This is a genomic window from Serratia sp. BNK-23 (genome assembly GCF_047456145.1).
In the GTDB taxonomy this organism is placed as follows: Bacteria; Pseudomonadota; Gammaproteobacteria; order Enterobacterales; family Enterobacteriaceae; genus Serratia; species Serratia nematodiphila.
Genome location: NZ_CP179900.1, coordinates 3600512 through 3624378, shown reverse-complemented (window position 1 = coordinate 3624378; position 23867 = coordinate 3600512). Strand labels below are relative to the sequence as shown.

Genomic DNA, 23867 nt, shown 5'->3' with positions numbered 1-23867 from the left:
TCGAGTGGAAAGCGCGGTGCGGTTGACCGCGCTTTTTTATTGGCGGGGGATCAGTTGAACATCACCGTCAGCGTGGCGCTGCCGAGACTGTGGAAATGGACGTTGAAGCCCACCAGCGCGCCGCTGGAACCCTCATCCACGTCAATGCGCTCCACGTCCAACGCATGCACGGTGAACTGATAGCGGTGGCTTTCGCCATTCGGCGGCGCGGCGCCGCCGTAACCGGCCGAGCCGAAGTCGGTGCGGGTTTGCAGCGCGGCGCTCGGCAGCGGCGCTTTGCCGGAGCCTGCGCCCTGCGGCAGCTCACGCACGTCGGCCGGAATATTGGCCACCACCCAGTGCCACCATCCGGAGCCGGTAGGGGCATCGGGATCGTACAGGGTGACGACGAAGCTCTTGGTGCCCTCGGGCACGCCGTCCCAGGCCAGGTGGGGCGACAGGTTATCGCCGTGGTAGCCCATGCCGTTGAAGACCTGCGTCTGCGGCATTGTGCCGCCGTCCTGCAGATCGTTGCTGTACAAACGAAAAGCCATAATGACTCCCAGTTGCGATAAAAGCAGAGCCCTTAAGCTAGATCTTTTTGGTGGAACAATACAACCCCTTGCGCCAGCGGCGGGCGGTTGATCTCGACGGTAACATGCACCAGTTCGGGATGAACGGCCAACAGTTGGCGCACCCGGTCGGCGGTGAGGGCGCGATCGGCGCTGCTCAGGGCGAGGACGCAATGATATTTTCCTTTACCGATGCGGCCTAAATGCAAATCGGTCAGCGTGAGTGGGTGGCCGGAGGTGGCCAGGGTCTGACGTATCTCTTGCGCCACGGGGGCGTCCATTTCGGCATCCAGCAAAATCTTCCCGCTATCGCGCATCAGGCTATAGGCCCAGGCGGCCACCATCATCGCGCCGACGATGCCCATCAACGGATCGAGCCAGGCGGCGCCCCAAAGCTTGCCGCCGAACAGCGCGACGAGGGCCAACACCGAGGTGGCGGCGTCGGCGATGACGTGGATATAGGCGGAGCGCAGGTTGAGGTCATGATGATGGTCATCGTGGTGATCCTCGTGGTGGTGATGGTGGCCGCCGCCGCGCAACAGCCAGGCGCAAAGCAGATTGACGGCCAGCCCGATCGTACCGATGGCGATGGCTTCGTTGTAATGAATCGGGCTGGGATTCAGTAGCCGCTGCGCTGACTGAAACAGCATCAGCGCTGCCACCAGCACCAACAACACCGCGCTGGTGTAACCGGCCAGCACTTCTATCTTCCAGGTGCCGAGGCTGAAGCGGCGATCCTTGGCCAACCGGCGTGCGGCGCCGTAAGCCAGCAGCGACAAGCCCAGAGCCAGCGCATGCGAGCTCATGTGCCAGCCGTCGGCCAACAATGCCATCGAGTTAAACAGCCAGCCCCCGGCTATCTCGATGACCATCATACTGGCGGTGAGTATCACCGCCCATCTGGTGTTTCTTTCGGCCAATGGGTTACCATCGTCAAAAACGTGGCTGTGCTCGCGGTGCAAAGCGGGCGCGTGAGACGTCATGGTGAAGTTCCTCAGCAAAAGGTAGTGTGCTGAAATATACTATACCCCAGTATAGTAAATAACAATCAGGCGGAAATAATGAGCCATACCCTCAGAGATCAAAAGAAGTTGTTGGCGCGGGTGCGCCGCATTAAAGGGCAGGCCGAAGCGCTGGAGCGCGCGCTGGAGAGCGGCGGCGAATGTTCTGCTGTGCTGCAGCAGATCGCGGCGGTGCGCGGCGCGGTCAACGGTTTAATGGCGCAGGTGCTGGAAGGGCATGTGCGCGAACATCTGGCTGCCGCAGACGCTACGCCGCAGCAGCGCGAGCAGGACATCGAGCAATTGATGACCGTTTTACGTTCTTATATGAAGTAATCATGATTTCACTGAAAAAACGCACGCCGTGGTTCGGCTGGCTGCGCCGTTGGGCCAAAGGCATCAAGCGCGATATCTACGCGCTGTGGCTGGCCGCCCGTGATAAGCGCACCCCGTGGTACGCCAAGCTGATCGCGCTGCTGGTGGCCGGCTATGCGATCTCGCCAATCGATTTGATCCCGGACTTCATTCCGGTATTGGGCTATCTGGACGATGTGATTATCGTGCCGTTGGGCATCATGCTGGCGGTGCGCCTGATCCCCGAGCCGCTGATGGCCGAGCTGCGCGAGAAGGCGCAACAGCGCGTCGACAACCCCACCGGCCGCATGGCGGCGGCGATGATCATTTTACTCTGGCTGCTGTGTCTGGGATTGCTGGCCCGCTATCTGGACCAGCATTGGTAAGGCATTAACGCGCGGCGGCGGCCACGGCGGCGGTCAGGCGGCTGAGCTGTTCCGCTTCGATGATGTAAGGCGGCATCAGGTAAATCAGTTTGCCGAATGGCCGGATCCACACCCCGCGCTCGACGAACCCGCGCTGCAGCTCGGCGACATCCACCGGTTCGCGCATCTCCACCACCCCAATAGCCCCCAGCACCCGCACGTCCGCCACCTTCGGCAGCGCCGCCAACGGCAGCAGTTCTTGCTTCAGCTGGGCTTCGATGGCGCTCACCTGCGCCTGCCAGCGATTTTCCGCCAGCAGCGCCAGGCTGGCGTCCGCTACCGCGCAGGCCAGCGGGTTGCCCATAAAGGTCGGCCCGTGCATAAAGCAGCCGGCCGCGCCGTTGCTGATGGTCTCCGCCACGTGGCGGGTGGTCAGGGTGGCGGACAGGGTCATGTAACCGCCGGTCAGCGCCTTGCCCAGACAGAGAATGTCCGGCACCACCTGCGCGTGTTCGCAGGCGAACAGCTTGCCGGTGCGGCCGAAGCCGGTGGCGATCTCGTCGGCGATCAGCAGCACCTGATGACGATCGCACAGCTCGCGCACCCGCTTGAGGTAGGTTGGGTGGTAGATGCGCATGCCGCCGGCGCCTTGCACCACCGGTTCCAGGATCACCGCCGCCACTTCACCGGCGTGCTGCTCCAGCAGCGCGGCGAACGGCGCAATGTCTTCTTCGCGCCATTTCTCGTCGAAGCGGCACTGCGGCGCGGTGGCGAACAGATGCGGCGCCAGATAGCCCTGATAGAGGCTGTGCATCGAGTTGTCCGGATCGCAGACCGACATCGCGCCGAAGGTATCGCCGTGATAGCCATGGCGCAGCGTCAGGATGCGCTGCCGGCGCTCGCCGCGCGCCTGCCAGTACTGCAGCGCCATCTTCAGCGACACTTCCACCGCCACCGAACCGGAATCTGCCAGGAACACGCACTGCAGCGCTTCCGGCGTCATCTCCACCAGCCGACGGCACAGCGAGATGGCGGCCGGATGGGTGATGCCGCCGAACATCACGTGCGACATCTTCTCCAACTGCTGGCTGGCGGCCTGATTCAGACTCGGATGGTTGTAACCGTGGATCGCCGCCCACCAGGAGGACATGCCGTCCACCAGGCGCCGGCCATCCGCCAGCTGCAGCTCGACGCCGCTGGCCGACTCGATCGGGTAACAGGGTAACGGGCGGCTCATGGAGGTGTAGGGGTGCCAGATATGACGTTGGTCAAACGCCAGGTCGGAAGCGGTGACAGACATACTTGTAAACCAAATTGAATTAAGATTGGTTGACAGTATATCCACAATATTTAAACTGGCGACACTTTTTCGTTTTGGAGACGCCATGATGGCCGACCGCATTCACTGGACAGTAGGGCAAGCCCAGGCCCTGTTTGATAAACCGCTGCTGGAACTGCTGTTCGAAGCGCAAACCGTACACCGTCAGCACTTCGACCCGCGTCAGGTGCAGGTCAGCACGCTGCTCTCGATCAAGACCGGCGCTTGCCCGGAAGACTGCAAATACTGCCCGCAAAGCTCGCGCTACAAGACCGGCCTGGAGTCGGAGCGGCTGATGCAGGTCGAGCAGGTGCTGGAATCGGCGCGCAAAGCTAAAGCGAACGGCTCGACCCGTTTTTGCATGGGCGCGGCGTGGAAGAACCCGCACGAGCGCGATATGCCTTATCTGCAGCAGATGGTGCAGGGCGTGAAAGCGATGGGCATGGAAACCTGCATGACGCTGGGCACGCTTGACGGTACTCAGGCCGAGCGGTTGGCGGAGGCCGGGCTGGATTATTACAACCATAACCTCGACACCTCGCCGGAGTTCTACGGCAGCATCATCACCACCCGCAGCTACCAGGAACGCCTGGATACGCTCGACAAAGTGCGCGACGCCGGCATCAAAGTGTGCTCCGGCGGCATCGTCGGGCTGGGTGAAACGGTGCGCGACCGCGCCGGGCTGCTGGTGCAGCTAGCCAACCTGCCGAAACCGCCGGAGAGCGTGCCGATCAACATGTTGGTGAAGGTGAAAGGCACGCCGCTGGCGGATAACGATGACGTCGATCCGTTCGATTTCATCCGTACTATCGCGGTGGCGCGCATCATGATGCCGGCCTCTTATGTCCGTCTCTCTGCCGGCCGTGAACAGATGAACGAACAGACGCAGGCGATGTGCTTCATGGCCGGCGCCAACTCCATCTTCTACGGCTGCAAGCTGCTGACCACGCCGAATCCGGAAGAAGATAAGGATCTGCAGCTGTTCCGCAAGCTGGGATTGAACCCGCAGCAGACCGCCACCGAACACGGCGACAACCAGCAACAGCAGGTGCTGGCCAAGCAACTGCTGAACGCCGATACCGCCGAGTTTTACAACGCGGCGCCGTGATGAGCTGGCCACAACGCATCGAGCAGGCGCTGGCGGAACGGCGCCTCAACGCCGCCTACCGTCGCCGACAGGCCACCGAGGGCGGCAACGGCCGCCAGATCCGGCTTGGCGATCGTCTCTACCTGAACTTCTCCGGTAACGACTACCTGGGGCTGAGCCAGGATGCGCGGGTGATCGCCGCCTGGCAGCAGGGCGCGCAGCGTTACGGCGTCGGCAGCGGCGGTTCGGGCCACGTCACCGGCTTTAGCGCGGCGCATCAGGCGCTGGAAGAGCAACTGGCGACGTGGCTCGGCTATCCGCGCGCGCTGCTGTTCATCTCCGGTTACGCCGCCAACCAGGCGGTGCTGGCGGCGTTGATGCAGAAGGGCGATCGCATTTTGGCCGATCGCCTCAGCCATGCCTCGCTGCTGGAGGCGGCGGCTCAGTCGCCGGCCGAGCTGCGCCGCTTCCAGCACAATCAGCCGCAGGCGCTGGCGGATCTGCTGGCCAAACCCTGCGACGGGCAGCGGCTGGCGGTGACCGAAGGGGTGTTCAGCATGGACGGCGACGGCGCACCGTTGGCGGAGCTGCATCGCCTAACCCGCGCGGCGGGCGCCTGGCTGATGGTGGACGATGCCCACGGCGTCGGCGTGCGCGGCGAGCAAGGCCGCGGCAGCTGCTGGCAGCAGGGCGTGCGTCCTGAACTGCTGGTGGCGACCTTCGGCAAGGCGTTCGGCGTCAGCGGCGCGGCAGTGCTGTGCGATGAGGCGACCGCCGAGTATCTGCTGCAGTTCGCTCGCCATCTGATCTACAGCACCGCGATGCCGCCGGCGCAGGCCTGCGCGCTGCAGGCGGCGCTGGCCTGCATTCGAGAGGGCGATGAACTGCGCGCCCGGCTGCAGGACAACATCCGGCGTTTCCGCCAGGGCGCGGCGCCGCTGGCGCTGACCCTGACGGATTCCGACACCGCCATCCAGCCGCTGCTGGTGGGGGACAATCAGCGTGCGCTCGATCTGGCGACCCGTCTGCGCGATCGCGGCCTGTGGGTGAGCGCCATCCGTCCGCCAACGGTGCCGCCGGGCGGCGCGCGGCTGCGCATTACCCTGACGGCGGCGCACCAGCCGCAGGATATCGATCGCCTGCTGGAGGTATTGCATGACGTCAGCCAATGACACAGTGAACAAACAGGCGGTCGCCTCGGCCTTCAGCCGCGCGGCCGGCAGCTACGACGCCGCCGCCGTGCTGCAGCGTGACGTTGGCGAGCGCTTACTGGGGATGGGGAGTTCCCACCCGGGCGAACGGCTGCTGGACGCTGGCTGCGGCACCGGCTATTTCAGCCGTCTGTGGCGCGAGCGCGGCAAGCAGGTGACGGCGCTCGATCTGGCGCCGGGGATGTTGGCATTCGCCCGCCAGCAACAGGCGGCGCACCATTATCTGCTGGGCGATATCGAGCAGGTGCCGTTGCCCGACGCGGCGATGGACATCTGTTTCAGCAGCCTGGTGGTGCAGTGGTGCAGCGATCTGCCCGCCGCGTTGGCGGAGCTGTATCGCGTGACCCGGCCCGGCGGTGTGATCCTGTTCTCCACGCTGGCGGCGGGCTCGCTGCAGGAATTGGGGGACGCCTGGCAACAGGTGGACGGCGAACGTCATGTGAACGCCTTCCTGCCGCTGGCGCAGATCCGCGCCGCCTGCGCCGACTATCGACACGAGCTGGTGACGGAGCTGCGCACCCTGAATTACCCGGACGTGATGACGCTGATGCGTTCGCTCAAGGGCATCGGGGCGACGCATCTGCACCAGGGACGCGAGGGCGGCCTGATGTCGCGCGGCCGCCTCGCCGCGCTGCAGGCGGCTTACCCGTGCCGGCAGGGGCAGTTCCCGCTCAGCTATCATCTGGCTTATGGAGTGATTTATCGTGATTAAACGTTGGTTCGTGACCGGCACCGACACCGAGGTCGGGAAAACTGTCGCCAGCAGCGCCTTGCTGCAGGCCGCCAATCTGGCGGGCTACCGCAGCGCCGGCTATAAGCCGGTGGCTTCCGGCAGCGAGATGACCGCCGAGGGGCTGCGCAACGGCGACGCGCTGGCGCTGCAGGCCAACAGCGGCGTGGCGCTGGGGTACGACGAAGTGAACCCTTACGTTTTTGCCGAACCGACTTCGCCGCATATCGTTAGCGCCGATGAAGGCCGGCCGATAGATGCAGCGCGGCTGTCCGACGGCCTGCGCCGGCTGGAACAGCGCGCCGACTGGGTATTGGTCGAGGGCGCCGGCGGGTGGTTTACTCCGCTGTCGGCGCAGTACACCTTCGCCGACTGGGTGCAGCAGGAGCAACTGCCGGTGATCCTGGTGGTGGGTATCAAACTGGGCTGCATCAACCATGCGGTGTTGACGGCGCAGGCGGTGCAACAGGCGGGGCTGACGCTGGCCGGTTGGATCGCCAACGACGTGGCGCCGCCGGGGCGACGGCATCAGGAATACCTGGCCACGCTGCGCCGCATGCTGCCGGCGCCGCTGCTGGGCGAAATCCCGCACCTGCCGCAGGCCGAACGGGCGCCGTTGGGGCAATATCTGGATATCAGCCTGTTATAAACTCTCAATGAGGGAGCTTTGCTCCCTCATCCTCCGTCCTGTCCCGTCAGCCCGGCGCCGATCAGCGCTTCATCCAACTGCGTCAGCGCGCCGTGCGCCACGGTGCGCCCGCTATCGAGCAGACAAAAGCGGTCCGCCACCCGGCGCACGAACGGCAACTGATGCTCTACCAGCAAAATGGTCATGCCCAATTCATAGTTGAGCCTGCGGATCACGTTGCCGATGTCGGCGGCGATCGACGGCGGCACGCCCGCCGTGGGTTCGTCGAGGATCAGCAGCGCCGGTTCCTGCGCCAGCGCACGACCGATCGCCAACTGGCGTTGGGCGCCTTCGCACAGATCGCCGGCGCGGCGGGTACGCATCTGGCGCAAATTGGGAAACAGGCTGTAGATCAGCGGCGGAATGCGGCGAGGGGCGCCGCGCACGGCCATCTGCGCCACCTGCAGATTCTCTTCCACGCTCAGCTGCGAGAAGAGTTGCCGCCCTTGCGGGACGTGGCTGATGCCGAGTGCGGCGCGGCGCTCCATCGGTTGCAGCAGAAGGTTTTGCGGCGGCTGATCTGCCGGCTGCCAGGTCATGCTGCCGCTCACTACCGGCAAATGCCCCATGATGCAGTTGACCAGCGTGGTCTTGCCCACGCCGTTGCGCCCGAGCAGCACGGTGCACTGGCCGCGCGGCAGCTCCAGGTTGATGTCCCACAGGGTGTGGTTTTGACCGTAGAATTGATTGACCGATCTCAGGCTCAGCATTTGGCATTCTCCTCATAGACGCTCGTTTCACTCGTTGGCGGGGGACAGCAAAGGCCGCATGCGCGGCGAATTTCCCGAGTGTGGCAATGTCTGGAACAAGATGCCGTCCGTCCGATGAGCCAGAGCAAGGTCTACGGTGGACGGAATGACAGTCAATATGTTGTTAAAAACGACGCTTGTGACGACTTGGTGTCGTTCTTGCGCTTTTACTGGCGATAGCACCGCGAGGGGTACACGCTGTGGCTGGCAGCGCATCACGCCGCCGCACCGCATTGATACGCAGGAAGATAAAGCAACTCTCAGGCCAGTTTTACCGCCGGGTGAAAACGGGGATTGTTATCGCCTTGTTAACCGCTAATCAGGCCTGACGCGCTCTGCCGCGGCGGCCTGAAAATACGCGGGGAAGTTAACCCGGACGTTTTTTGCACTCTTGTGGTGCTCTGCGGTGAGGGCGTGGTGCAAGGCATTGCGCCGCCGTCAAGCGCGATCCGCGAGAAAGGGGCCGATGCGATTTTGGCAATGGGGATTTTTAGTATTAATCGGCATAAACAAAGCGATATTTTTATGAAAAAATAACTAAAAAAGCCATTTTGGCGAGTGTAAAGGGCGAAAAGCTTTCTTTCTGTAACTCCCGCCCCGGGCGGGGCGGTGAGAGTTATCCACTATTCCTGTGGATAACCTTGTGCATTAGATTTAGAAAAACGCTGTAAAGCGAGAGCGGACGCGGGTTCTGTTCGCTTTGCCCGCATTCTCGTCTTTTTATTAAAAATGTTATATATCAATAGATTAATTAAAATCAATACACAAGGGTATTGATCAGGTCTCTATGTATGATTTTTCGACGCGGTGCTATCAATAAGTTAATTTTCGGCAAGTTCTGGGGATAAATCTGTTATTGACAATAAAAATGTCACCCGGCTGTAACCTCACGGTGCAACGGCATCGCCGCCGTGCCGGGCGCAGCGACGAATCCGCTTGAAGCTGGTTTTATATCCAGTATCATGGGCACTGGCGCAAATCGCCGACACTTTCCATAATTAGGGGCCATATCCGGCGCAGAGCCGGCTGGCCGCCTGAGCGCGCGCATCTCCACAGGGTAGCCGAGCAATGAGTAAACTTTTCAAACTGCATTCCGAGTTCAAACCGGCCGGCGATCAGCCGGAAGCCATCCGCAAGCTGGAAGAGGGGCTGGAAGACGGCCTGGCGCACCAGACGCTGCTGGGGGTCACCGGTTCGGGCAAGACATTCACCATCGCCAACGTGATAGCCGATCTGAATCGGCCGACCATGGTGCTGGCGCCGAACAAGACGCTGGCGGCGCAGCTGTACGGCGAGATGAAAGCGTTTTTCCCTGAGAATGCGGTGGAATACTTCGTCTCCTACTACGACTACTACCAGCCGGAAGCCTACGTGCCCAGCTCCGACACCTTCATTGAAAAAGACGCTTCGGTGAACGAGCACATCGAGCAGATGCGTCTTTCCGCCACCAAGGCGTTGCTGGAGCGGCGCGACGTGGTGGTGGTGGCGTCGGTGTCGGCGATCTACGGTCTGGGCGATCCGGATCTTTACCTGAAGATGATGCTGCACCTGACCCAGGGGATGATCATCGATCAGCGCTCCATTTTGCGCCGCCTGGCGGAGCTGCAGTATTCCCGCAACGATCAGGCTTTCCAGCGCGCCACCTTCCGCGTGCGCGGCGAGGTGATCGACATCTTCCCGGCGGAATCGGACGAGCTGGCGCTGCGCGTCGAGCTGTTCGACGAAGAAGTGGAACGGCTGTCGCTGTTCGATCCGCTGACCGGGCAGATTGAGCAGGTGGTGCCGCGTTTTACCATTTACCCGAAGTCGCACTACGTGACGCCGCGCGAGCGGATCATGCAGGCGATGGAAGAGATCAAGGTCGATCTGGCGGACCGCCGCAAGGTGCTGCTGGCCAACAACAAGCTGCTGGAAGAGCAACGCCTGACGCAGCGCACCCAGTTCGATCTGGAGATGATGAACGAGCTGGGCTACTGCTCGGGCATCGAAAACTACTCGCGCTACCTTTCCGGGCGTGCCGAGGGCGAGCCGCCGCCGACGCTGTTCGACTACCTGCCGGCGGACGGCCTGCTGGTGGTCGACGAATCCCACGTCACCATTCCGCAGATCGGCGCGATGTTCAAAGGCGACCGCGCGCGCAAGGAAACGCTGGTGGAGTACGGCTTCCGTCTGCCGTCGGCGCTGGACAACCGCCCGCTGCGCTTCGAGGAGTTCGAGGCGCTGGCGCCGCAGACCATCTATGTTTCCGCCACGCCGGGCAAATATGAGCTGGAGAAATCCGGCGGCGATCTGATCGATCAGGTGGTGAGGCCAACCGGGTTGCTGGATCCGATCGTGGAAGTGCGGCCGGTCGCCACTCAGGTGGACGATCTGCTCTCCGAGATCCGCAAGCGCGCGGCGATCAACGAGCGCGTGCTGGTGACCACCCTGACCAAACGCATGGCGGAAGACCTGACCGAATACCTGGAAGAGCATGGCGAGCGCGTGCGCTACCTGCACTCGGACATCGATACCGTGGAGCGGGTCGAAATCATCCGTGACCTGCGTCTGGGCGAGTTTGACGTGCTGGTGGGCATCAACCTGCTGCGTGAGGGCCTCGACATGCCTGAGGTGTCGCTGGTGGCGATTCTGGACGCCGACAAGGAAGGCTTCCTGCGTTCCGAGCGTTCACTGATCCAGACCATCGGCCGCGCGGCGCGTAACCTGAACGGCAAGGCGATCCTGTATGGCGATCGCATCACCGATTCGATGGCCAAGGCGATCGGTGAAACCGAGCGGCGCCGCGCCAAGCAGCAGGCCTATAACGAAGCCAACGGCATCGTGCCGCAGGGGCTGAACAAGAAGATCGGCGATATTCTGCAGATCGGCCAGCCGGTCAACCGCGCCAAGGGGAAAGGCAGGAGCAAGGCGGCGGACGGTGGCGCTCAGTTGCAGAACCTCACGCCGAAAGCGCTGGATCAGAAAATCCGCGATCTGGAGGCGCAGATGTACACCCATGCGCAGAACCTGGAGTTCGAGCAGGCGGCTGCGCTGCGCGACGAAATCCACCAGCTGCGCGAGCAGTTCATCGCGATTTCCTGATCGTTGGACGGCGCCCGCGCTGTGGGCGTCAAAATTCCTTGTCGGCCGCGTCAAAGCTGTTATGGTGTGCGGCCCGATTTGACCACGAAGAGTACCGAACATGAGCCAACACCAGTCTAAAGACCCGCTGCACGGCGTGACGCTGGAGCAACTGCTGAATAAACTGGTGGATCACTACGGTTGGTCCGAACTGGGCGCGCGCATTCGCATCAACTGTTTCCGCAGCGATCCGAGCATCAAGTCCAGTCTGAAGTTTTTGCGTCGCACGCCCTGGGCGCGCAAAGAGGTGGAAGATCTGTATATCGATATGGTCAGCCATCCCGCCCCGGCCAGCGATAACCCCTGGCTGCGCGGGCGCGACGGCTAAATTCGGTCAGCGGCGGGCAGCCAGCTCCACCAGCGCGTGATCCAGCGCCTGGCGCAGCAGCTGGCGATCGTGGCGGTAGGGGATGTCGCTCGCTTCCAGCGGCTGTTGAATCACCACCCGATCCTGCACTTCACTGGTGTCCACCGCCGGGCCGACAATCAGCGCATCGATCATCCGGCGGCCGATCTTCTCTTCCATCAGCGTTAGCTTATCCTTTAACGACAGTGCCGCGGCGGCCACGCTCAGTTCGCGGCCGAGGTTGCCGATATAGATCATGCTGGCGCTGCTGCGGCGCAGCGCCTGGGTGAGATCGTCCAGCAGCAGCAGCGGCATCAGGCTGGTGAGGAAACTGCCCGGCCCGATCAGGATCACGTCGGCTTGCGCGATGGCGTCCAGCGCTTCGCGCGTGGCGTTGACCGGGGGCGACAGCATCAGCTCCTGCGGCATAAGAGTCAGTTGGTCAACATTCACTTCACCGTAAACATGGTTGCCTTCGTGATCGTGCGCCATCAAATCCACCGGCTGCTCCGACATCGGGATCAGCGCCGCGTCCACCTTCAGCAGGCTGCGCACCAGGTTGATCGCTTCCAGCGGGCGCACGCTCAGGTGATCCAGCGCTTTCAACATCAGGTTGCCCAGGTTATGGCCGGCCAGTTCGCCGTTGCCGCTGAAGCGGTATTCGAACATCGCCGAGGCGACGCTCGGCTCGGTGATCAGCTGGTTGAGGCAGTTGCGGGTATCGCCCCAGGCAATGCCGCCTTCCGAACGGCGGATGCGGCCGGTGGAACCGCCGTTGTCGGTGGTGGTGACGATGCCGGTCAGGCGGGAGCCTAAGGACGACAGGGCCGACATCACACGGCCCAGACCGTGTCCGCCGCCCAACGCCACCACGCGGTCGAGATCGGCCAGGGTACGATTACGCATAAATTTCCTTACAAAGGGGCTGAACTGCCCGCATAAGGTAGCGGATCCGGCATAAAAACGCGATAAAGAGTGTCATTTGCGTGATTCTGGTCAATTCGTCCACGCAAGCGATGTTTATCATGGTTTACCCGAATAGACGGCGTCTAAAAACGCTGTATAGACAATTATATAGCGAATTAACGCGTTGGCTATCGTTGCCGATTAGCGCTAGAATTCTGCTGAAAACCACGGTTTCATTCCGGCTACTCAAGGTAGCGGGAAGAGAAATCAAACTCCTAGCCCCTGCGCCTACGTTGTTCATCCGGAACGATATGGCGCCTGGGCCGTGGCGAAGTCAGCCACCAGGGTGCAGAGGGGAAACGCTCGCATCTCCCGACTTTGGAAAGGTGTTATGGTACCGCAACTCATTGATGCTTATGAGCGCAAGTTCTATTACCTGCGCTTGTCGATCACCGACGTGTGTAACTTTCGTTGCACCTATTGTCTGCCCGATGGCTACAAGCCGAGCGGCAGCCCGAAAAGCTTCCTGTCGCTGGATGAAATCCGCCGCGTCAGCCGCGCGTTCGCCGAACTGGGCACCGAAAAGGTGCGCCTGACCGGCGGCGAGCCTTCGCTGCGCCGTGATTTTGCCGAGATCATCGCCGCCGTGCGGGAAAACCCGGCCATCCGCACGCTGGCGGTCACCACCAACGGCTACCGTCTGGCGCGCGACGTCGCCGCCTGGCGTGACGCCGGTCTGACGGCGATCAACGTCAGCATCGACAGCCTGGATCCCCGTCAGTTTCACGCCATCACCGGTCAGGACAAGTTCCGCCAGGTGATGGACGGCATCGATGCCGCCTTCAGCGCCGGTTTCAGCAAGGTCAAGGTCAACGCCGTGCTGATGCGCGACGTCAATCACCAGCAGCTCGGCGCCTTTCTCGCCTGGATCAAGGATCGGCCGATCCAGCTGCGTTTTATCGAACTGATGGAAACCGGCGAGGGCGGCGAGCTGTTTCGCAAACACCACGTTTCCGGCGAAGTGATTCGCCGGCAGCTGGAACAGCAGGGCTGGCAGCGCCAGGCGCGCGGCCGCAGCGACGGCCCGGCGCAGGTGTTCAGCCACCCGGACTACCAGGGTGAGGTGGGTCTTATCATGCCGTATGAAAAAGACTTCTGCGCCAGCTGCAACCGGCTGCGCGTTTCTTCCATCGGTAATCTGCACCTGTGCCTGTTCGGCGAGCAGGGGGTGCCCCTGCGCGATCTGCTGGCGGACGACGGCCAGCTCGATGCGCTGAAGGCGCGCATCCAGAGCGGGCTGCTGAGCAAGAAGCAGACCCATTTCCTGCATCAGGGCAACAGCGGGATCACCCAGAACCTGTCGTTTATCGGCGGCTGACAGCCAATAGGAGCTTATTGAACCATGAGCCATGCGAGCAGCGAGTTTATTGCGGCGCATATCGCCATCCTGACCGTGTCCGACAGCCGCGGCGCGGCGGAAGACACCTCCGGCCAATATCTGCAGGACGCGGCGCGGGAAGCCGGCCATCAGGTGGTGGATCGCGCCATCGTCAAAGATGACATTTACCAGATCCGCGCACGGGTTTCCGCGTGGATCGCCGATGACAACGTGCAGGCGGTGCTGATCACCGGCGGCACCGGTTTTACCGCGCGCGACAACACGCCGGAAGCGCTGTTGCCGCTGTTCGACAGAGAGGTGGAAGGGTTCGGCGAACTGTTCCGCATGGTGTCGTACGAAGAGATCGGCACCGCGACGATCCAGTCGCGCGCGCTGGCCGGCCTGGCCAACCGCACGGTGATTTTCGCCATGCCGGGTTCCACCCGCGCCTGCCGCACCGCCTGGGAGCGGATTATCGAAGAGCAGTTGGACGCGCGCCATCGGCCATGCAACTTCCAGCCCCATTTAAAGAAGCCCTGAGTCATGACACAGCTAACCCACATTAACGCCGCCGGCGAAGCCCATATGGTCGACGTTTCCGCCAAGGCCGAAACGGTGCGCGAGGCGCGCGCCGAAGCCTTCGTCGAGATGCTGCCCGCCACGCTGGCGATGATCGTCGACGGCAGCCATCACAAGGGCGACGTGTTCGCCACGGCGCGCATCGCCGGCATTCAGGCGGCCAAACGCACCTGGGAGCTGATCCCGCTGTGCCACCCGCTGATGCTGAGCAAAGTCGAAGTGCAGCTGGAGGCGCAAACGGAGCACAGCCGGGTGCGCATCGAAACCTGCTGCCGGCTGACCGGCAAAACCGGCGTCGAGATGGAGGCGCTGACCGCCGCCTCGGTGGCGGCATTGACCATCTATGACATGTGCAAAGCGGTACAGAAAGACATGGTGATCGGCCCGGTGCGCCTGCTGGCGAAAAGCGGCGGCAAATCCGGCGATTTTAAGGTGAACGCATGATCGATATTCTTTTCTTCGCGCAGGTGCGCGAACTGGTGGGTACCGGCGCGCTGTCGATGCCGGCGGATTACCCGACCGTCGAGGCGCTGCGCCAGGCGCTGTGCGCGCGCGGCGATCGCTGGGCGCTGGCGCTGGAGTCCGGCAAACTGCTGGCGGCGGTCAATCAGTCGCTGGTGGCGGCGGATCATCCGCTGCGCGCCGGCGATGAGGTGGCCTTCTTCCCGCCGGTCACCGGGGGGTAAGCATGGAAAACACCCGCATTCGCGTGGGCGAAGCGCCGTTCAACGTCGGCGACGAGTATCAGTGGCTGGCGCAGTGCGATGCCGACGGCGCGGTGGTGACCTTCACCGGCAAGGTGCGCAACCATAACCTTGGGGACGACGTCAGCGCGCTGACGCTGGAACACTACCCCGGCATGACCGAGAAGGCGCTGGCGGAGATCGTGGCCGAGGCGCGCAGCCGCTGGCCGCTGCAGCGCGTGACGGTGATCCACCGCGTTGGCGCGCTGTATCCCGGCGACGAGATCGTGTTCGTTGGCGTGACCGGCGCGCACCGCGGCATGGCGTTCGCCGCCAGCGAGTTCATCATGGACTACCTGAAGACCCGCGCGCCGTTCTGGAAGCGCGAAGCGACCGGCCAGGGCGATCGTTGGGTGGACGCTCGCGACAGCGATCGCGAGGCCGCGCAGCGCTGGCACGACGCGGCTAAATAACGCCTCAACAGCGGAAACAAATCAAGACCTTTGCCGCTTTCGCGCGGCCTATTCTGTGGTACGCTTATAGCAGGCGAAGCCCCGTTCGCGGGGCTTCGGAATCTTGTTTACAACGCAAAAGGTAACCGTCATGGACCGATATCCACGCTCTAATGGTTCAATCGTCGAACGTGCCAACAGCGGCATTCAGGCCTACATGGCGCAGGTTTACGGCTGGATGACCTGCGGTCTGCTGCTGACGGCGTTCGTTTCCTGGTATGCGGCCAATACGCCCGCGATCCTTAACTTCATCTTCTCCAGCCAGATCACCTTCTTCGGTCTGATCATCGCCCAGTTGGCGCTGGTGTTCGTGATTTCCGGCATGGTCAACCGCCTGAGCGGCGCGGTGGCCACCTCGCTGTTCATGCTCTACTCGGCGCTGACCGGGCTGACGCTGTCGAGCATCTTCATCGCTTATACCTACAGCTCGATCGCCAGCACCTTCGTGGTCACCGCCGGCATGTTCGGCGCCATGAGCCTGTACGGCTACACCACCAAGCGCGATCTGAGCGGCTTTGGCAGCATGCTGTTCATGGCGCTGATCGGCATCGTGCTGGCCTCGTTGGTGAACATCTGGCTGAAAAGCACCGCGCTGATGTGGGCGATTACCTACATTGGGGTGGTGGTGTTCGTCGGTCTGACCGCGTACGACACGCAAAAACTCAAGGCGATGGGCGAGCAGCTGAACGCCGATGATAAAGACGGCTTCCGCAAGTACGCCATCGTCGGCGCGCTGACGCTGTATCTCGACTTCATCAACCTGTTCCTGATGTTGCTGCGCATCTTCGGCAACCGCCGCTAAATCCGTCGTCTTTCAAGCCTTAGGGTATCTGGCGATCAAAAAGCTCTGCATGTGATATGCAGAGCTTTTTTTATGCGATCTTGCGGCGGAACAGCGCGTAGGCGGCGCTGCCGGTGGTGGCGGTGATCACCAGCAGCGGCCACAGGCTGCGCCAGATGATGATGAAGCTGGCGTCCTTCAGGTAGATCTGCTTGGTGATGTCGGTGAAGTGGCGTATCGGGTTCACCCAGGTCAGATCCTGCAGCCACACCGGCATATTCTCCACCGGCGAGACGTAACCTGAGAGCAGGATCGCCGGCATCATGAACACGAACACGCCGATAAACGCCTGCTGCTGAGTGGCGCACAGCGACGAGATCAGCAGGCCGAAACCGACCAGCGACAGCCCGTAGAGCAGCATGGTGGCATAGAACAGCAACAGCGATCCGGCGAACGGGATCTGGTACAGGAAGATGCCGATCAACAGCACGATGCTGGACTGGAAGCTGGCGACGATCAGCGCCGGCACCGCCTTGCCGATAAAGATCTGCCAGGTGGTGAGCGGCGAGACCAGCAGCTGTTCCAGCGTGCCCTGTTCGCGTTCGCGCGCCACCGACAGCGAGGTGACGATCAGCACGCCGATGGTGGTGATCATGGCGATCAGCGACGGCACCACAAACCATTTGTAGTCCAGATTCGGGTTATACCAGTTGCGCACCACCAGTTCGCTGTTGTTGGGTTTGGCGCGGTTGCCGAGCAGCTCGTTCTGATATTCCTGCACGATCTGCTGCACGTAGTTGGCGGCGATCTGCGCGCTGTTGGAGTTGCGCCCGTCGAGCAGCAGCTGCAGCGGCGCGGTGTGGCCGGCGGCGATATCGCGCGAGAACTGCGCCGGGAAGCGGATCAGCAGCAGCGCCCGCTGGTTGTCGATGGTGGTCTTTATCTCCTGAGGATTGCGCAGCAGCAGCACATGGGAGAAGGCTTTGGCCTTGGCGAAGCGTTGGGTCAGCTCCACCGAGGCCTGGCCGCTGTCCTCGCTGTAGACCGCGATGGTGGCGTTGGTGACTTCCAGCGTCGCGGCGAACGGGAACAGCAGCACCTGCAGGATCACCGGCATGATCAGGATGGCGCGGGTTTGCGGATCGCGCAGCAGCGCCTGCATTTCCTTGATGATAAGCGTCAACAGACGGTGAAACATCGCTCTTTCTCCTTAATCCAGCCGGCGCTGGGTTTTCCAGGCCGTCAGGCCGATGAACACCACGGCGGAAGCGATCAGGAACAGCAGATTGATCGCCAGCACGGTGCCGACGTTGCCCGCCAGGAACAGCGTTTGCAGCGTGCTGACGAAGTAACGCGCCGGAATGATGTAGGTCACCGCGCGCACGATGGCCGGCATGCTGTCGATCTGGAAAATGAAGCCGGACAGCATGATCGACGGCAGAAAGGCGGCGTTCAGCGCCACCATCGCCGCGTTGAACTGGTTGCGGGTGAGGGTGGAGATCAGCAGGCCCATGCCGAGGGTGCTGGCGAGGAACAGGCTGCTGATCAGCAGCAGGATCGGCAGCGAACCGCGATAGGGCACGCCGAGCACCCACACCGCCACCGCCATGCACAGCGCCATGGCGATCATGCCGAGGAAGTAATAGGGGATCAGCTTGGAGAGCAGCAGCTCGCTGCGCGTCACCTGGGTGGACAGCAGAGCCTCCATGGTGCCGCGCTCCCATTCGCGGGCGATCACCAGCGAGGTGAGAATGGCGCCGATCACCGTCATGATGATGGTGATGGCGCCGGGAATGATGTAGTGCCGGCTGATGGCCGCCGGGTTGAACCAGTAGCGCATCTGCACGTCAATCAGCGGCTGGTCGCTGCTCCCCCGATCGGCGGCGCGTTGCTGTTGCCAAACTTGCCATACGCCCTGGGCATAGCCCTGCACGAAGTTGGCGGTGTTCGGCTCGCTGCCGTCGGTGATCACCTGGATAGGGGCGCTGTCGTGCGGGCGCGCCATGCGCTGGTCGAAATCCACCGGGATCACCACCAGGCCGCGGATCGTGCCGGCCTGCATCTGCTGGATCAGCTGCTGGCGGTTATCGCTGATGGTCGGTTCGATATAGAGCGAACCGGCGAAGGCGTGGGCCAAATCGCGCGCGTCTTCGCTCTGTTGTTCCATCAGAATGCCCAGATGCAGCTTGCTGGAGTCCAGGTTGATGCCGTAGCCGAAGATAAACAGCAGCATCAGCGGGATGACGAAGGCGATCAGGCCGCTGCTGGGATCGCGCAGTATCTGCCGCGTCTCCTTCAGGCACAGCGCGCGCAGCCGGCGCCAGGAGAAGCCGCCGTCGTCGATTGGGGGTCGGTTATCGCTCACCGCGTTTCCTCCTCGTCGTAGCCCTGCACCAGCTCGATAAACGCCTGCTCCATCGAAGGGCTGGGATTGTCGTCGCGCGCCACCTGTTGTTTGAGATCGTCCGGCGTGCCGGCGGCGATGATCTTGCCGCGATACACCAGGCCGATGCGGTCGCAGTATTCCGCCTCGTCCATAAAGTGGGTGGTCACCATCACCGTGACGCCCTTGTCGACCATGCCGTTGATGTGCAGCCAGAACTCGCGCCGCGTCAGCGGATCGACGCCGGAAGTCGGTTCGTCGAGGAACAGAATATCCGGTTCGTGCATCAGCGCGCAGGCCAGCGCCAGGCGCTGTTTGAAGCCGAGCGGCAGCGCGTCCGGCGTCTGATCGAGGATCGGCGTGAAGTTGAAGGCGCGCGACATTTCGTCGATTTTGTCGCGCTGCGCCTTGCCGCTCAGGCCGTAGACACCGGAGAAGAACTTCAGGTTCTGCGCCACCGTCAGGTTGCCGTACAGCGAGAATTTTTGCGCCATGTAGCCGAGGCGTTGGCGCGCCTTGCCGGAACTGGTCTTCAGATCCATCCCCAGCACCAGCGCCTTGCCGCCGGACGGCACTAGCAGGCCGCACATCATTTTGAAGGTGGTGGACTTGCCGGCGCCGTTCGGGCCGAGCAGGCCGAAGATTTCTCCGCGCCGCACCTGAAAGTCGACGTGATCGGTGGCGGCGAAGTCGCCGAATTTTTTGGTCAGCTGCACCGCTTCGATCACCGTTTCGCCGCTTTCACCGTTGACGGTCGGCATGATCTCCGCCAGCGCCGAGCGATGGTTGGGGCCGCCGCCGAGCAGATCGATAAACGCATCCTCGAAGCGCGGATCCGCTTCGTCCAGTTCGGCGTCCGGTAGATCCAGCGCCTGCAGCAGCTGCCGGTGATCTTCGCCTTCTTTCAGGATCAGGCGCAGGTACTTGCCCTGGATCACGCCGTCGGTGACCGCCGGCAGGCAGATCGCCCGCTGCAGCAACGATCGATGGCTGCCCGGCGGCGCGGCGATCAACACCGTGCGCCCGGCCATGCGCTGGGTCAGATCCTGCGGCGCGCCGCTGAACAGCAGCTCACCCTCGTTGAGCAACAGCACTTCGCGGCACTGCTCGGCCTCGTCGAGATAAGAGGTACTCCACAGGATCAACATGCCGTCATTGGCCAGCTCGTGCACCATGCGCCACAGCTCGCGGCGCGAGATAGGATCGACGCCGACGCCCGGCTCGTCCAGCAACAGCACCTGGGGTTCGCCGACCAGCGTGCAGGCCAGGCCGAGCTTCTGTTTCATGCCGCCGGACAGCTTGCCCGCCAGGCGCTCGGTGAAGCGCGTCAGATCGGTGAATTTCAACAGCCGTTCAAAGGTCTGGCGGCGAAGATCGCCGGTAACGCCGCGCAGATCGGCGTACAGCGTCAGGTTCTCCATCACCGTCAGATCCTCATACAGCCCGAACTTCTGCGGCATGTAGCCGAGGATCGCGTGCAGTTGACGATCCTGCGCGATCGGATCCAGCCCGGCGACCCGCAATTTGCCGCTGCTGGGCTGCAGCAGCCCGGCCAGCATGCGCAGCAGGGTGGTTTTGCCGGCGCCGTCCGGGCCGACCAGCCCGATGACCGCGCCGCTGCGCAGGGTGGTGGTCAGGCTGGCGACCGCCGGTTTCTCAAGCGACGGAAAGCGCTTTTCCAGCCCTTCCAGTTCGATGGTGTGCGCCTGTTCCATGGCCGGCCTCAGGGTTTGGCGAAGCACAGGGTGACCGGCATGCCCTGGCGCAGCGCGTCGTCGGCGTCGGTGACGATCACCCGCAGGCGATACACCAGATCGGTGCGCAGATCCGGCGTTTCAACGCTTTTCGGCGTGAATTCCGCGGTCGGCGAGACGAAACCGATCTTGCCGTGGTAAGGCTTGTCGGGGCGGCCGTCGGTGTAAATTTCCAGCTCGGTGCCGGGCACCGCCTGGTTCAGGCTGGTCTCGTTGACGTAGGCGCGCACCCACACCGGCCGGGTCAGCGACAGGGTGAATACTGTGCCGCCGGCGCCGAGCATGGTGCCCGGCTCCACCGCGCGGGTCAGCACCGTGCCGGCGGACGGGGAGACCAGCGTGGCGTCTTGCAGATTCAATTGCGCCTGCGCCAGCGCCGCTTCGCTTTGCGCCACGTCGGCCTTGGCCTGTTCAATCTCTTGCGGGCGATTGCCGCTGCGGTATTGCGACAGCTTGTCCTTCGCCGCCTGCAGGTTGGCCTGCGCCTGATTGCGGGCGGTGCGCGCATCCTCCAGCGCGTCGGCGGACGTAGCGTTTTTCGCCCACAGCCCTTGCTGGCGCTTCAGGAAGCTGTCGGCGTAAGCGAAGGCGGACTGGCGCTGCGCCATTTCTGACTGCACCTGGGCGATCTCTTCGGTGCGATAGCCGGCCTGCAGCAGCGACAGTTTGGCACGCGCGCTGCCGACGTTGGCCTCGGCCTGCTGCAGCGCGTTGCGATAGGGGGCATCGTCCAGTTTGCCTAGCAGCTGGCCCGGCTGAACGGCATCGCCTTCATCCACCGTCAGCGACGCCAGGCGGCCGTCGACGCGGAAGCCGAGGTTGACCGTGCGGATATCGACGTTGCCGTACAGCGTCAGCGGCTTATCCTGCTGCTGTTGGTAATGCCAGACCGCGTAAGCGGCGGCCGCGATCAGCAGAATTAACAACACGATCAAGGCACTGCGTTTTTTGTTCATAACACTCCCTGCCTGAATTTACGCGCCGTGACGTTGGCGCAGCCCAATAACCAAAATCTCGATATGCTCGCTCAGCACCGCCGCGATTTGCGCCGCTTCACTTTCACCAATCTCTTGCCAGCCGGCCTGACGGCGGATGGTCTCTCGCGCTACGCGGAACGACAGCACCTCGCCGATCAGCGCGTGGGTATGCAGCACCAGGCGAGTGGCGTGCTCGTCAATGCCGGTGGCGGCCGACAGCAGGCGGCACAGCCGCTCGTGCATCGGCGCGATCACCTGGCGGTGGATCAGCGGATAGGCCTCGGTCGGGGCGAGCTGTTCGCGCGACATGATTTTGCTCAGGTTCAGCGTGTGCGGCTGGGTCATCAGCTCGCTGAAGGCCAGCAGGCCACGCTGCAGCAAGCGTAGCGCCGCGTCGGGTGAGCGTTGTTCGGGCACTTCTTGCCCAAAGCGATCGACCTCTTCGGCCAACGGGGCGAACGCCTGCTGAATGAAATCGGCGAGCGACTGCGCTACGGCCAGATACAGCCCCTCTTTGGAGCTGAAGTAGTAGGTGATGGCGGCGATGTTCTGGCCGGCGCGCTGGGCGATATCGCGCGTGGTGGCGCCCTGCAGGCCGAATTCGCCGAACAGTTCGGTCGCCGCGGCGAGCAGTTGCCGGCGCGTTTGCTCGCCGCGCGCCCGGCCGGCGGCCTGATGAGGTACGGAAGCTGGCATGGGTCACGCTCGAAGTTAATCAATCATATGATTAACTTTATGCCAGATTGTCTAAAACGCAACCGCTAACCACAATGAGTTATGTGATCGGCTTCAGACAATGCTGAATTTACGGCAGATTGTGCTCTGGGTGCGTAAAAGTGCTTTTTATTGCGCGACTTCTGTTACAATCGCCGCCTGGTGCACTGCAGTTTGTGCCAATCCCTCGTGGTCATGCTTAATGCCCCGTCTGATCATCCTCCCAGGAAACTGCACCGAACACCGTTAGGTTAGGGGGGATCTGGAGTTTTTCTCTTTATGTCATTTGAAACCCTCGGCTTAAGTGCTGAAATTGTGCGCGCTGTTGAAGAACAGGGCTATCGCGAACCGACGCCAATCCAGCGTCAGGCTATCCCTGTCGTGCTTGAAGGTCGTGACCTGATGGCCAGCGCCCAGACCGGCACTGGTAAAACCGCCGGTTTTACCCTGCCGCTGTTGCAGCTGCTGAGCAAGCATGACCATCCGGTCAAGGGCCGTCGCCCGGTGCGCGCGCTGATCCTGACGCCAACCCGTGAGCTGGCGGCGCAGATCGGCGAAAACGTCGATGCCTACAGCAAACACCTGCGCCTGCGTTCGCTGGTGGTGTTTGGCGGCGTGAGCATCAACCCGCAGATGATGAAGCTGCGCGGCGGCGTCGATATCCTGGTGGCGACGCCGGGTCGTCTGCTGGATCTGGAGCATCAGAACGCGGTTGACCTGTCCAAAATCGAAATTCTGGTGCTGGACGAAGCGGACCGCATGCTGGACATGGGCTTTATCCACGACATCCGCCGCGTGCTGGCCAAGCTGCCGGCCAAGCGTCAGAACCTGCTGTTCTCTGCCACGTTCTCCGACGACATCAAGGCGCTGGCCAACAAGCTGCTGCATAACCCGGCCTCGGTGGAAGTGGCGCGCCGCAACACCGCGTCCGAGCAGATTGAGCAGAGCGTGCACTTCGTCGACAAGAAGCGTAAGCGGGAACTGCTGTCGCAGATGATCGGCGAAGGCGACTGGAAACAGGTGCTGGTGTTTACCCGCACCAAGCACGGCGCCAACCATCTGGCGGAACAGCTGAACAAAGACGGCATCACCGCCGCGGCGATCCACGGTAACAAGAGCCAGGGCGCCCGTACCCGCGCGCTGGCCGATTTCAAAGACGGCCGCATCCGCGTGCTGGTGGCGACCGACATCGCGGCGCGCGGTCTGGATATCGACCAGCTGCCGCACGTGGTGAACTACGAGCTGCCTAACGTGCCGGAAGACTATGTGCACCGTATCGGCCGTACCGGCCGCGCGGAGCGTACCGGTGAGGCTATCTCGCTGGTGTGCGTGGATGAGCACAAGCTGCTGCGCGACATCGAGCGTCTGCTGAAGCGTGAAATTCCGCGCATTGCGCTGCCGGGCTACGAGCCGGATCCGACCATCAAGGCCGAGCCGATCATCAACGGCCGTCAGGGTGGCGGGCGCGGCGCGCCGCGCGGCAACGGCGGCGGCCAGCGTTCCGGTAACGGCGGCGGTCAGCGCAGCGGTAACGCGAACGGCGGCCAGCGTGAAAACCGTGGCAACGGTAACGCCCGCCCGCAGGGTGATGGCCAGCGTCGTTCCGGCGCGCCGTCTTCGCGCCGCCCGCGCAACCGCAAACCAGCCGAATAAGCCTGATTGCTCAAAGAGTAAGCCGCC

25 protein-coding genes and 1 riboswitch are annotated in these 23867 nt (G+C 62.7%); of the genes, 15 read left to right on the top strand and 10 right to left on the bottom strand.

Annotated features, from left to right (window positions below; translation table 11 throughout):
- Positions 1–50: 50 nt before the first annotated feature.
- The gene (locus tag ACMGF9_RS17265; protein WP_015377008.1) at positions 51–533 is read right to left on the bottom strand and encodes a kinase inhibitor; all 483 of its coding nucleotides are present in this window, start codon (positions 531–533) and stop codon (positions 51–53) included.
- A gap of 32 nt (positions 534–565) precedes the next feature.
- The gene (gene dmeF / locus ACMGF9_RS17260; protein WP_088381340.1) at positions 566–1534 is read right to left on the bottom strand and encodes a CDF family Co(II)/Ni(II) efflux transporter DmeF; all 969 of its coding nucleotides are present in this window, start codon (positions 1532–1534) and stop codon (positions 566–568) included.
- Between the two features lie 78 nt (positions 1535–1612).
- Here dmeF and ACMGF9_RS17255 point away from each other — a divergent pair, with 78 nt between their 5' ends.
- Complete coding sequence (locus tag ACMGF9_RS17255) at positions 1613–1888, top strand: metal/formaldehyde-sensitive transcriptional repressor (protein WP_004939805.1); 276 nt, start codon at positions 1613–1615, stop codon at positions 1886–1888.
- 2 nt (positions 1889–1890) lie between these two features.
- Entirely contained in the window at positions 1891–2292 is a 402-nt protein-coding gene (locus ACMGF9_RS17250; RefSeq protein ID WP_176325947.1) for a YkvA family protein, read from the top strand.
- A gap of 4 nt (positions 2293–2296) precedes the next feature.
- Here ACMGF9_RS17250 and bioA read toward each other — a convergent pair whose 3' ends face one another.
- On the bottom strand, positions 2297–3571 hold the full coding sequence (bioA, locus tag ACMGF9_RS17245) for an adenosylmethionine--8-amino-7-oxononanoate transaminase (RefSeq protein ID WP_015377010.1): 1275 nt from the start codon (positions 3569–3571) through the stop codon (positions 2297–2299).
- A gap of 88 nt (positions 3572–3659) precedes the next feature.
- Here bioA and bioB point away from each other — a divergent pair, with 88 nt between their 5' ends.
- From bioB to bioD, 4 genes are read left to right on the top strand one after another with little or no spacing between them, the layout of a single operon-like run.
- Positions 3660–4697 (top strand): biotin synthase BioB, encoded by a 1038-nt coding sequence (gene bioB / locus ACMGF9_RS17240; protein ID WP_025160023.1) that lies wholly within the window; start codon positions 3660–3662, stop codon positions 4695–4697.
- Positions 4697–5848, top strand: a complete 1152-nt coding sequence (bioF, locus tag ACMGF9_RS17235; RefSeq protein ID WP_015377012.1) for an 8-amino-7-oxononanoate synthase — start codon at positions 4697–4699, stop codon at positions 5846–5848. The genes bioB and bioF overlap by 1 nt, the downstream gene beginning before the upstream one ends.
- Entirely contained in the window at positions 5832–6599 is a 768-nt protein-coding gene (gene bioC, locus ACMGF9_RS17230; RefSeq protein WP_242141485.1) for a malonyl-ACP O-methyltransferase BioC, read from the top strand. Before bioF ends, bioC begins: the two co-directional genes overlap by 17 nt.
- Positions 6592–7266, top strand: coding sequence for a dethiobiotin synthase (bioD, locus tag ACMGF9_RS17225; protein WP_021504003.1), 675 nt, complete (start codon positions 6592–6594; stop codon positions 7264–7266). The genes bioC and bioD overlap by 8 nt, the downstream gene beginning before the upstream one ends.
- 26 nt (positions 7267–7292) lie before the next feature.
- On the opposite strand, the gene ACMGF9_RS17220 is transcribed toward bioD, so the two are convergent.
- Positions 7293–8015 carry an ATP-binding cassette domain-containing protein gene (locus ACMGF9_RS17220; protein WP_021504002.1) on the bottom strand — a complete coding sequence of 241 codons (723 nt, stop codon included), beginning with the start codon at positions 8013–8015 and terminating at the stop codon, positions 7293–7295.
- 1107 nt (positions 8016–9122) lie between these two features.
- Between ACMGF9_RS17220 and uvrB the strand changes: the two genes are divergently transcribed.
- A complete protein-coding gene (uvrB, locus tag ACMGF9_RS17215) occupies positions 9123–11135 on the top strand; it encodes an excinuclease ABC subunit UvrB (protein ID WP_004939786.1) in 2013 nt (670 codons plus the stop codon).
- 100 nt (positions 11136–11235) lie between these two features.
- Positions 11236–11502 (top strand): VF530 family DNA-binding protein, encoded by a 267-nt coding sequence (locus ACMGF9_RS17210; protein ID WP_004939783.1) that lies wholly within the window; start codon positions 11236–11238, stop codon positions 11500–11502.
- Between the two features lie 6 nt (positions 11503–11508).
- Here ACMGF9_RS17210 and ACMGF9_RS17205 read toward each other — a convergent pair whose 3' ends face one another.
- On the bottom strand, positions 11509–12426 hold the full coding sequence (locus ACMGF9_RS17205) for a gluconeogenesis factor YvcK family protein (protein WP_004939781.1): 918 nt from the start codon (positions 12424–12426) through the stop codon (positions 11509–11511).
- A 260-nt stretch (positions 12427–12686) separates the two neighbouring features.
- A riboswitch (molybdenum cofactor riboswitch) is annotated at positions 12687–12831 on the top strand.
- Here ACMGF9_RS17205 and moaA point away from each other — a divergent pair.
- From moaA to ACMGF9_RS17175, 6 genes are all read left to right on the top strand, one after another.
- Positions 12818–13804 (top strand): GTP 3',8-cyclase MoaA, encoded by a 987-nt coding sequence (gene moaA / locus ACMGF9_RS17200; protein WP_075684767.1) that lies wholly within the window; start codon positions 12818–12820, stop codon positions 13802–13804. It overlaps the preceding riboswitch by 14 nt.
- Positions 13805–13828: 24 nt before the next feature.
- Positions 13829–14344 carry a molybdenum cofactor biosynthesis protein B gene (gene moaB / locus ACMGF9_RS17195; RefSeq protein ID WP_021503999.1) on the top strand — a complete coding sequence of 172 codons (516 nt, stop codon included), beginning with the start codon at positions 13829–13831 and terminating at the stop codon, positions 14342–14344.
- 3 nt (positions 14345–14347) lie between these two features.
- Positions 14348–14827 (top strand): cyclic pyranopterin monophosphate synthase MoaC, encoded by a 480-nt coding sequence (moaC, locus tag ACMGF9_RS17190; RefSeq protein WP_004939770.1) that lies wholly within the window; start codon positions 14348–14350, stop codon positions 14825–14827.
- Positions 14824–15069: a molybdopterin synthase sulfur carrier subunit gene (gene moaD, locus ACMGF9_RS17185; RefSeq protein ID WP_004939768.1), complete on the top strand. Its 246-nt coding sequence runs from the start codon at positions 14824–14826 to the stop codon at positions 15067–15069. Before moaC ends, moaD begins: the two co-directional genes overlap by 4 nt.
- A gap of 2 nt (positions 15070–15071) precedes the next feature.
- Entirely contained in the window at positions 15072–15539 is a 468-nt protein-coding gene (gene moaE / locus ACMGF9_RS17180; protein ID WP_033633871.1) for a molybdopterin synthase catalytic subunit MoaE, read from the top strand.
- Positions 15540–15669: 130 nt separating this feature from the next.
- Positions 15670–16380 carry a Bax inhibitor-1 family protein gene (locus ACMGF9_RS17175; protein WP_004939761.1) on the top strand — a complete coding sequence of 237 codons (711 nt, stop codon included), beginning with the start codon at positions 15670–15672 and terminating at the stop codon, positions 16378–16380.
- A 70-nt stretch (positions 16381–16450) separates the two neighbouring features.
- Here ACMGF9_RS17175 and ACMGF9_RS17170 read toward each other — a convergent pair whose 3' ends face one another.
- From ACMGF9_RS17170 to cecR, 5 genes are read right to left on the bottom strand one after another with little or no spacing between them, the layout of a single operon-like run.
- Entirely contained in the window at positions 16451–17557 is a 1107-nt protein-coding gene (locus ACMGF9_RS17170) for an ABC transporter permease (protein ID WP_414160338.1), read from the bottom strand.
- 12 nt (positions 17558–17569) lie between these two features.
- A complete protein-coding gene (locus tag ACMGF9_RS17165) occupies positions 17570–18724 on the bottom strand; it encodes an ABC transporter permease (protein WP_414160337.1) in 1155 nt (384 codons plus the stop codon).
- A complete protein-coding gene (locus ACMGF9_RS17160; protein WP_414160336.1) occupies positions 18721–20457 on the bottom strand; it encodes an ATP-binding cassette domain-containing protein in 1737 nt (578 codons plus the stop codon). Before ACMGF9_RS17160 ends, ACMGF9_RS17165 begins: the two co-directional genes overlap by 4 nt.
- An 8-nt stretch (positions 20458–20465) precedes the next feature.
- Complete coding sequence (gene hlyD / locus ACMGF9_RS17155; protein ID WP_414160335.1) at positions 20466–21452, bottom strand: secretion protein HlyD; 987 nt, start codon at positions 21450–21452, stop codon at positions 20466–20468.
- An 18-nt stretch (positions 21453–21470) separates the two neighbouring features.
- A complete protein-coding gene (gene cecR, locus ACMGF9_RS17150) occupies positions 21471–22169 on the bottom strand; it encodes a transcriptional regulator CecR (RefSeq protein ID WP_015377023.1) in 699 nt (232 codons plus the stop codon).
- A 297-nt stretch (positions 22170–22466) separates the two neighbouring features.
- Between cecR and rhlE the strand changes: the two genes are divergently transcribed.
- The gene (gene rhlE, locus ACMGF9_RS17145) at positions 22467–23840 is read left to right on the top strand and encodes an ATP-dependent RNA helicase RhlE (protein WP_075684764.1); all 1374 of its coding nucleotides are present in this window, start codon (positions 22467–22469) and stop codon (positions 23838–23840) included.
- Positions 23841–23867: the final 27 nt, after the last annotated feature.

What these genes read in the sequence shown, in the direction of transcription:
- ACMGF9_RS17265 (WP_015377008.1), bottom strand. Translation starts at nt 533, where the DNA reads ATGGCTTTTCGTTTGTACAGCAACGATCTGCAGGACGGCGGCACAATG.
- dmeF (WP_088381340.1), bottom strand. Translation starts at nt 1,534, where the DNA reads ATGACGTCTCACGCGCCCGCTTTGCACCGCGAGCACAGCCACGTTTTT.
- ACMGF9_RS17255 (WP_004939805.1), top strand. Translation starts at nt 1,613, where the DNA reads ATGAGCCATACCCTCAGAGATCAAAAGAAGTTGTTGGCGCGGGTGCGC.
- ACMGF9_RS17250 (WP_176325947.1), top strand. Translation starts at nt 1,891, where the DNA reads ATGATTTCACTGAAAAAACGCACGCCGTGGTTCGGCTGGCTGCGCCGT.
- bioA (WP_015377010.1), bottom strand. Translation starts at nt 3,571, where the DNA reads ATGTCTGTCACCGCTTCCGACCTGGCGTTTGACCAACGTCATATCTGG.
- bioB (WP_025160023.1), top strand. Translation starts at nt 3,660, where the DNA reads ATGGCCGACCGCATTCACTGGACAGTAGGGCAAGCCCAGGCCCTGTTT.
- bioF (WP_015377012.1), top strand. Translation starts at nt 4,697, where the DNA reads ATGAGCTGGCCACAACGCATCGAGCAGGCGCTGGCGGAACGGCGCCTC.
- bioC (WP_242141485.1), top strand. Translation starts at nt 5,832, where the DNA reads ATGACGTCAGCCAATGACACAGTGAACAAACAGGCGGTCGCCTCGGCC.
- ACMGF9_RS17220 (WP_021504002.1), bottom strand. Translation starts at nt 8,015, where the DNA reads ATGCTGAGCCTGAGATCGGTCAATCAATTCTACGGTCAAAACCACACC.
- uvrB (WP_004939786.1), top strand. Translation starts at nt 9,123, where the DNA reads ATGAGTAAACTTTTCAAACTGCATTCCGAGTTCAAACCGGCCGGCGAT.
- ACMGF9_RS17210 (WP_004939783.1), top strand. Translation starts at nt 11,236, where the DNA reads ATGAGCCAACACCAGTCTAAAGACCCGCTGCACGGCGTGACGCTGGAG.
- ACMGF9_RS17205 (WP_004939781.1), bottom strand. Translation starts at nt 12,426, where the DNA reads ATGCGTAATCGTACCCTGGCCGATCTCGACCGCGTGGTGGCGTTGGGC.
- moaA (WP_075684767.1), top strand. Translation starts at nt 12,818, where the DNA reads ATGGTACCGCAACTCATTGATGCTTATGAGCGCAAGTTCTATTACCTG.
- moaB (WP_021503999.1), top strand. Translation starts at nt 13,829, where the DNA reads ATGAGCCATGCGAGCAGCGAGTTTATTGCGGCGCATATCGCCATCCTG.
- moaC (WP_004939770.1), top strand. Translation starts at nt 14,348, where the DNA reads ATGACACAGCTAACCCACATTAACGCCGCCGGCGAAGCCCATATGGTC.
- moaD (WP_004939768.1), top strand. Translation starts at nt 14,824, where the DNA reads ATGATCGATATTCTTTTCTTCGCGCAGGTGCGCGAACTGGTGGGTACC.
- moaE (WP_033633871.1), top strand. Translation starts at nt 15,072, where the DNA reads ATGGAAAACACCCGCATTCGCGTGGGCGAAGCGCCGTTCAACGTCGGC.
- ACMGF9_RS17175 (WP_004939761.1), top strand. Translation starts at nt 15,670, where the DNA reads ATGGACCGATATCCACGCTCTAATGGTTCAATCGTCGAACGTGCCAAC.
- ACMGF9_RS17170 (WP_414160338.1), bottom strand. Translation starts at nt 17,557, where the DNA reads ATGTTTCACCGTCTGTTGACGCTTATCATCAAGGAAATGCAGGCGCTG.
- ACMGF9_RS17160 (WP_414160336.1), bottom strand. Translation starts at nt 20,457, where the DNA reads ATGGAACAGGCGCACACCATCGAACTGGAAGGGCTGGAAAAGCGCTTT.
- hlyD (WP_414160335.1), bottom strand. Translation starts at nt 21,452, where the DNA reads ATGAACAAAAAACGCAGTGCCTTGATCGTGTTGTTAATTCTGCTGATC.
- cecR (WP_015377023.1), bottom strand. Translation starts at nt 22,169, where the DNA reads ATGCCAGCTTCCGTACCTCATCAGGCCGCCGGCCGGGCGCGCGGCGAG.
- rhlE (WP_075684764.1), top strand. Translation starts at nt 22,467, where the DNA reads ATGTCATTTGAAACCCTCGGCTTAAGTGCTGAAATTGTGCGCGCTGTT.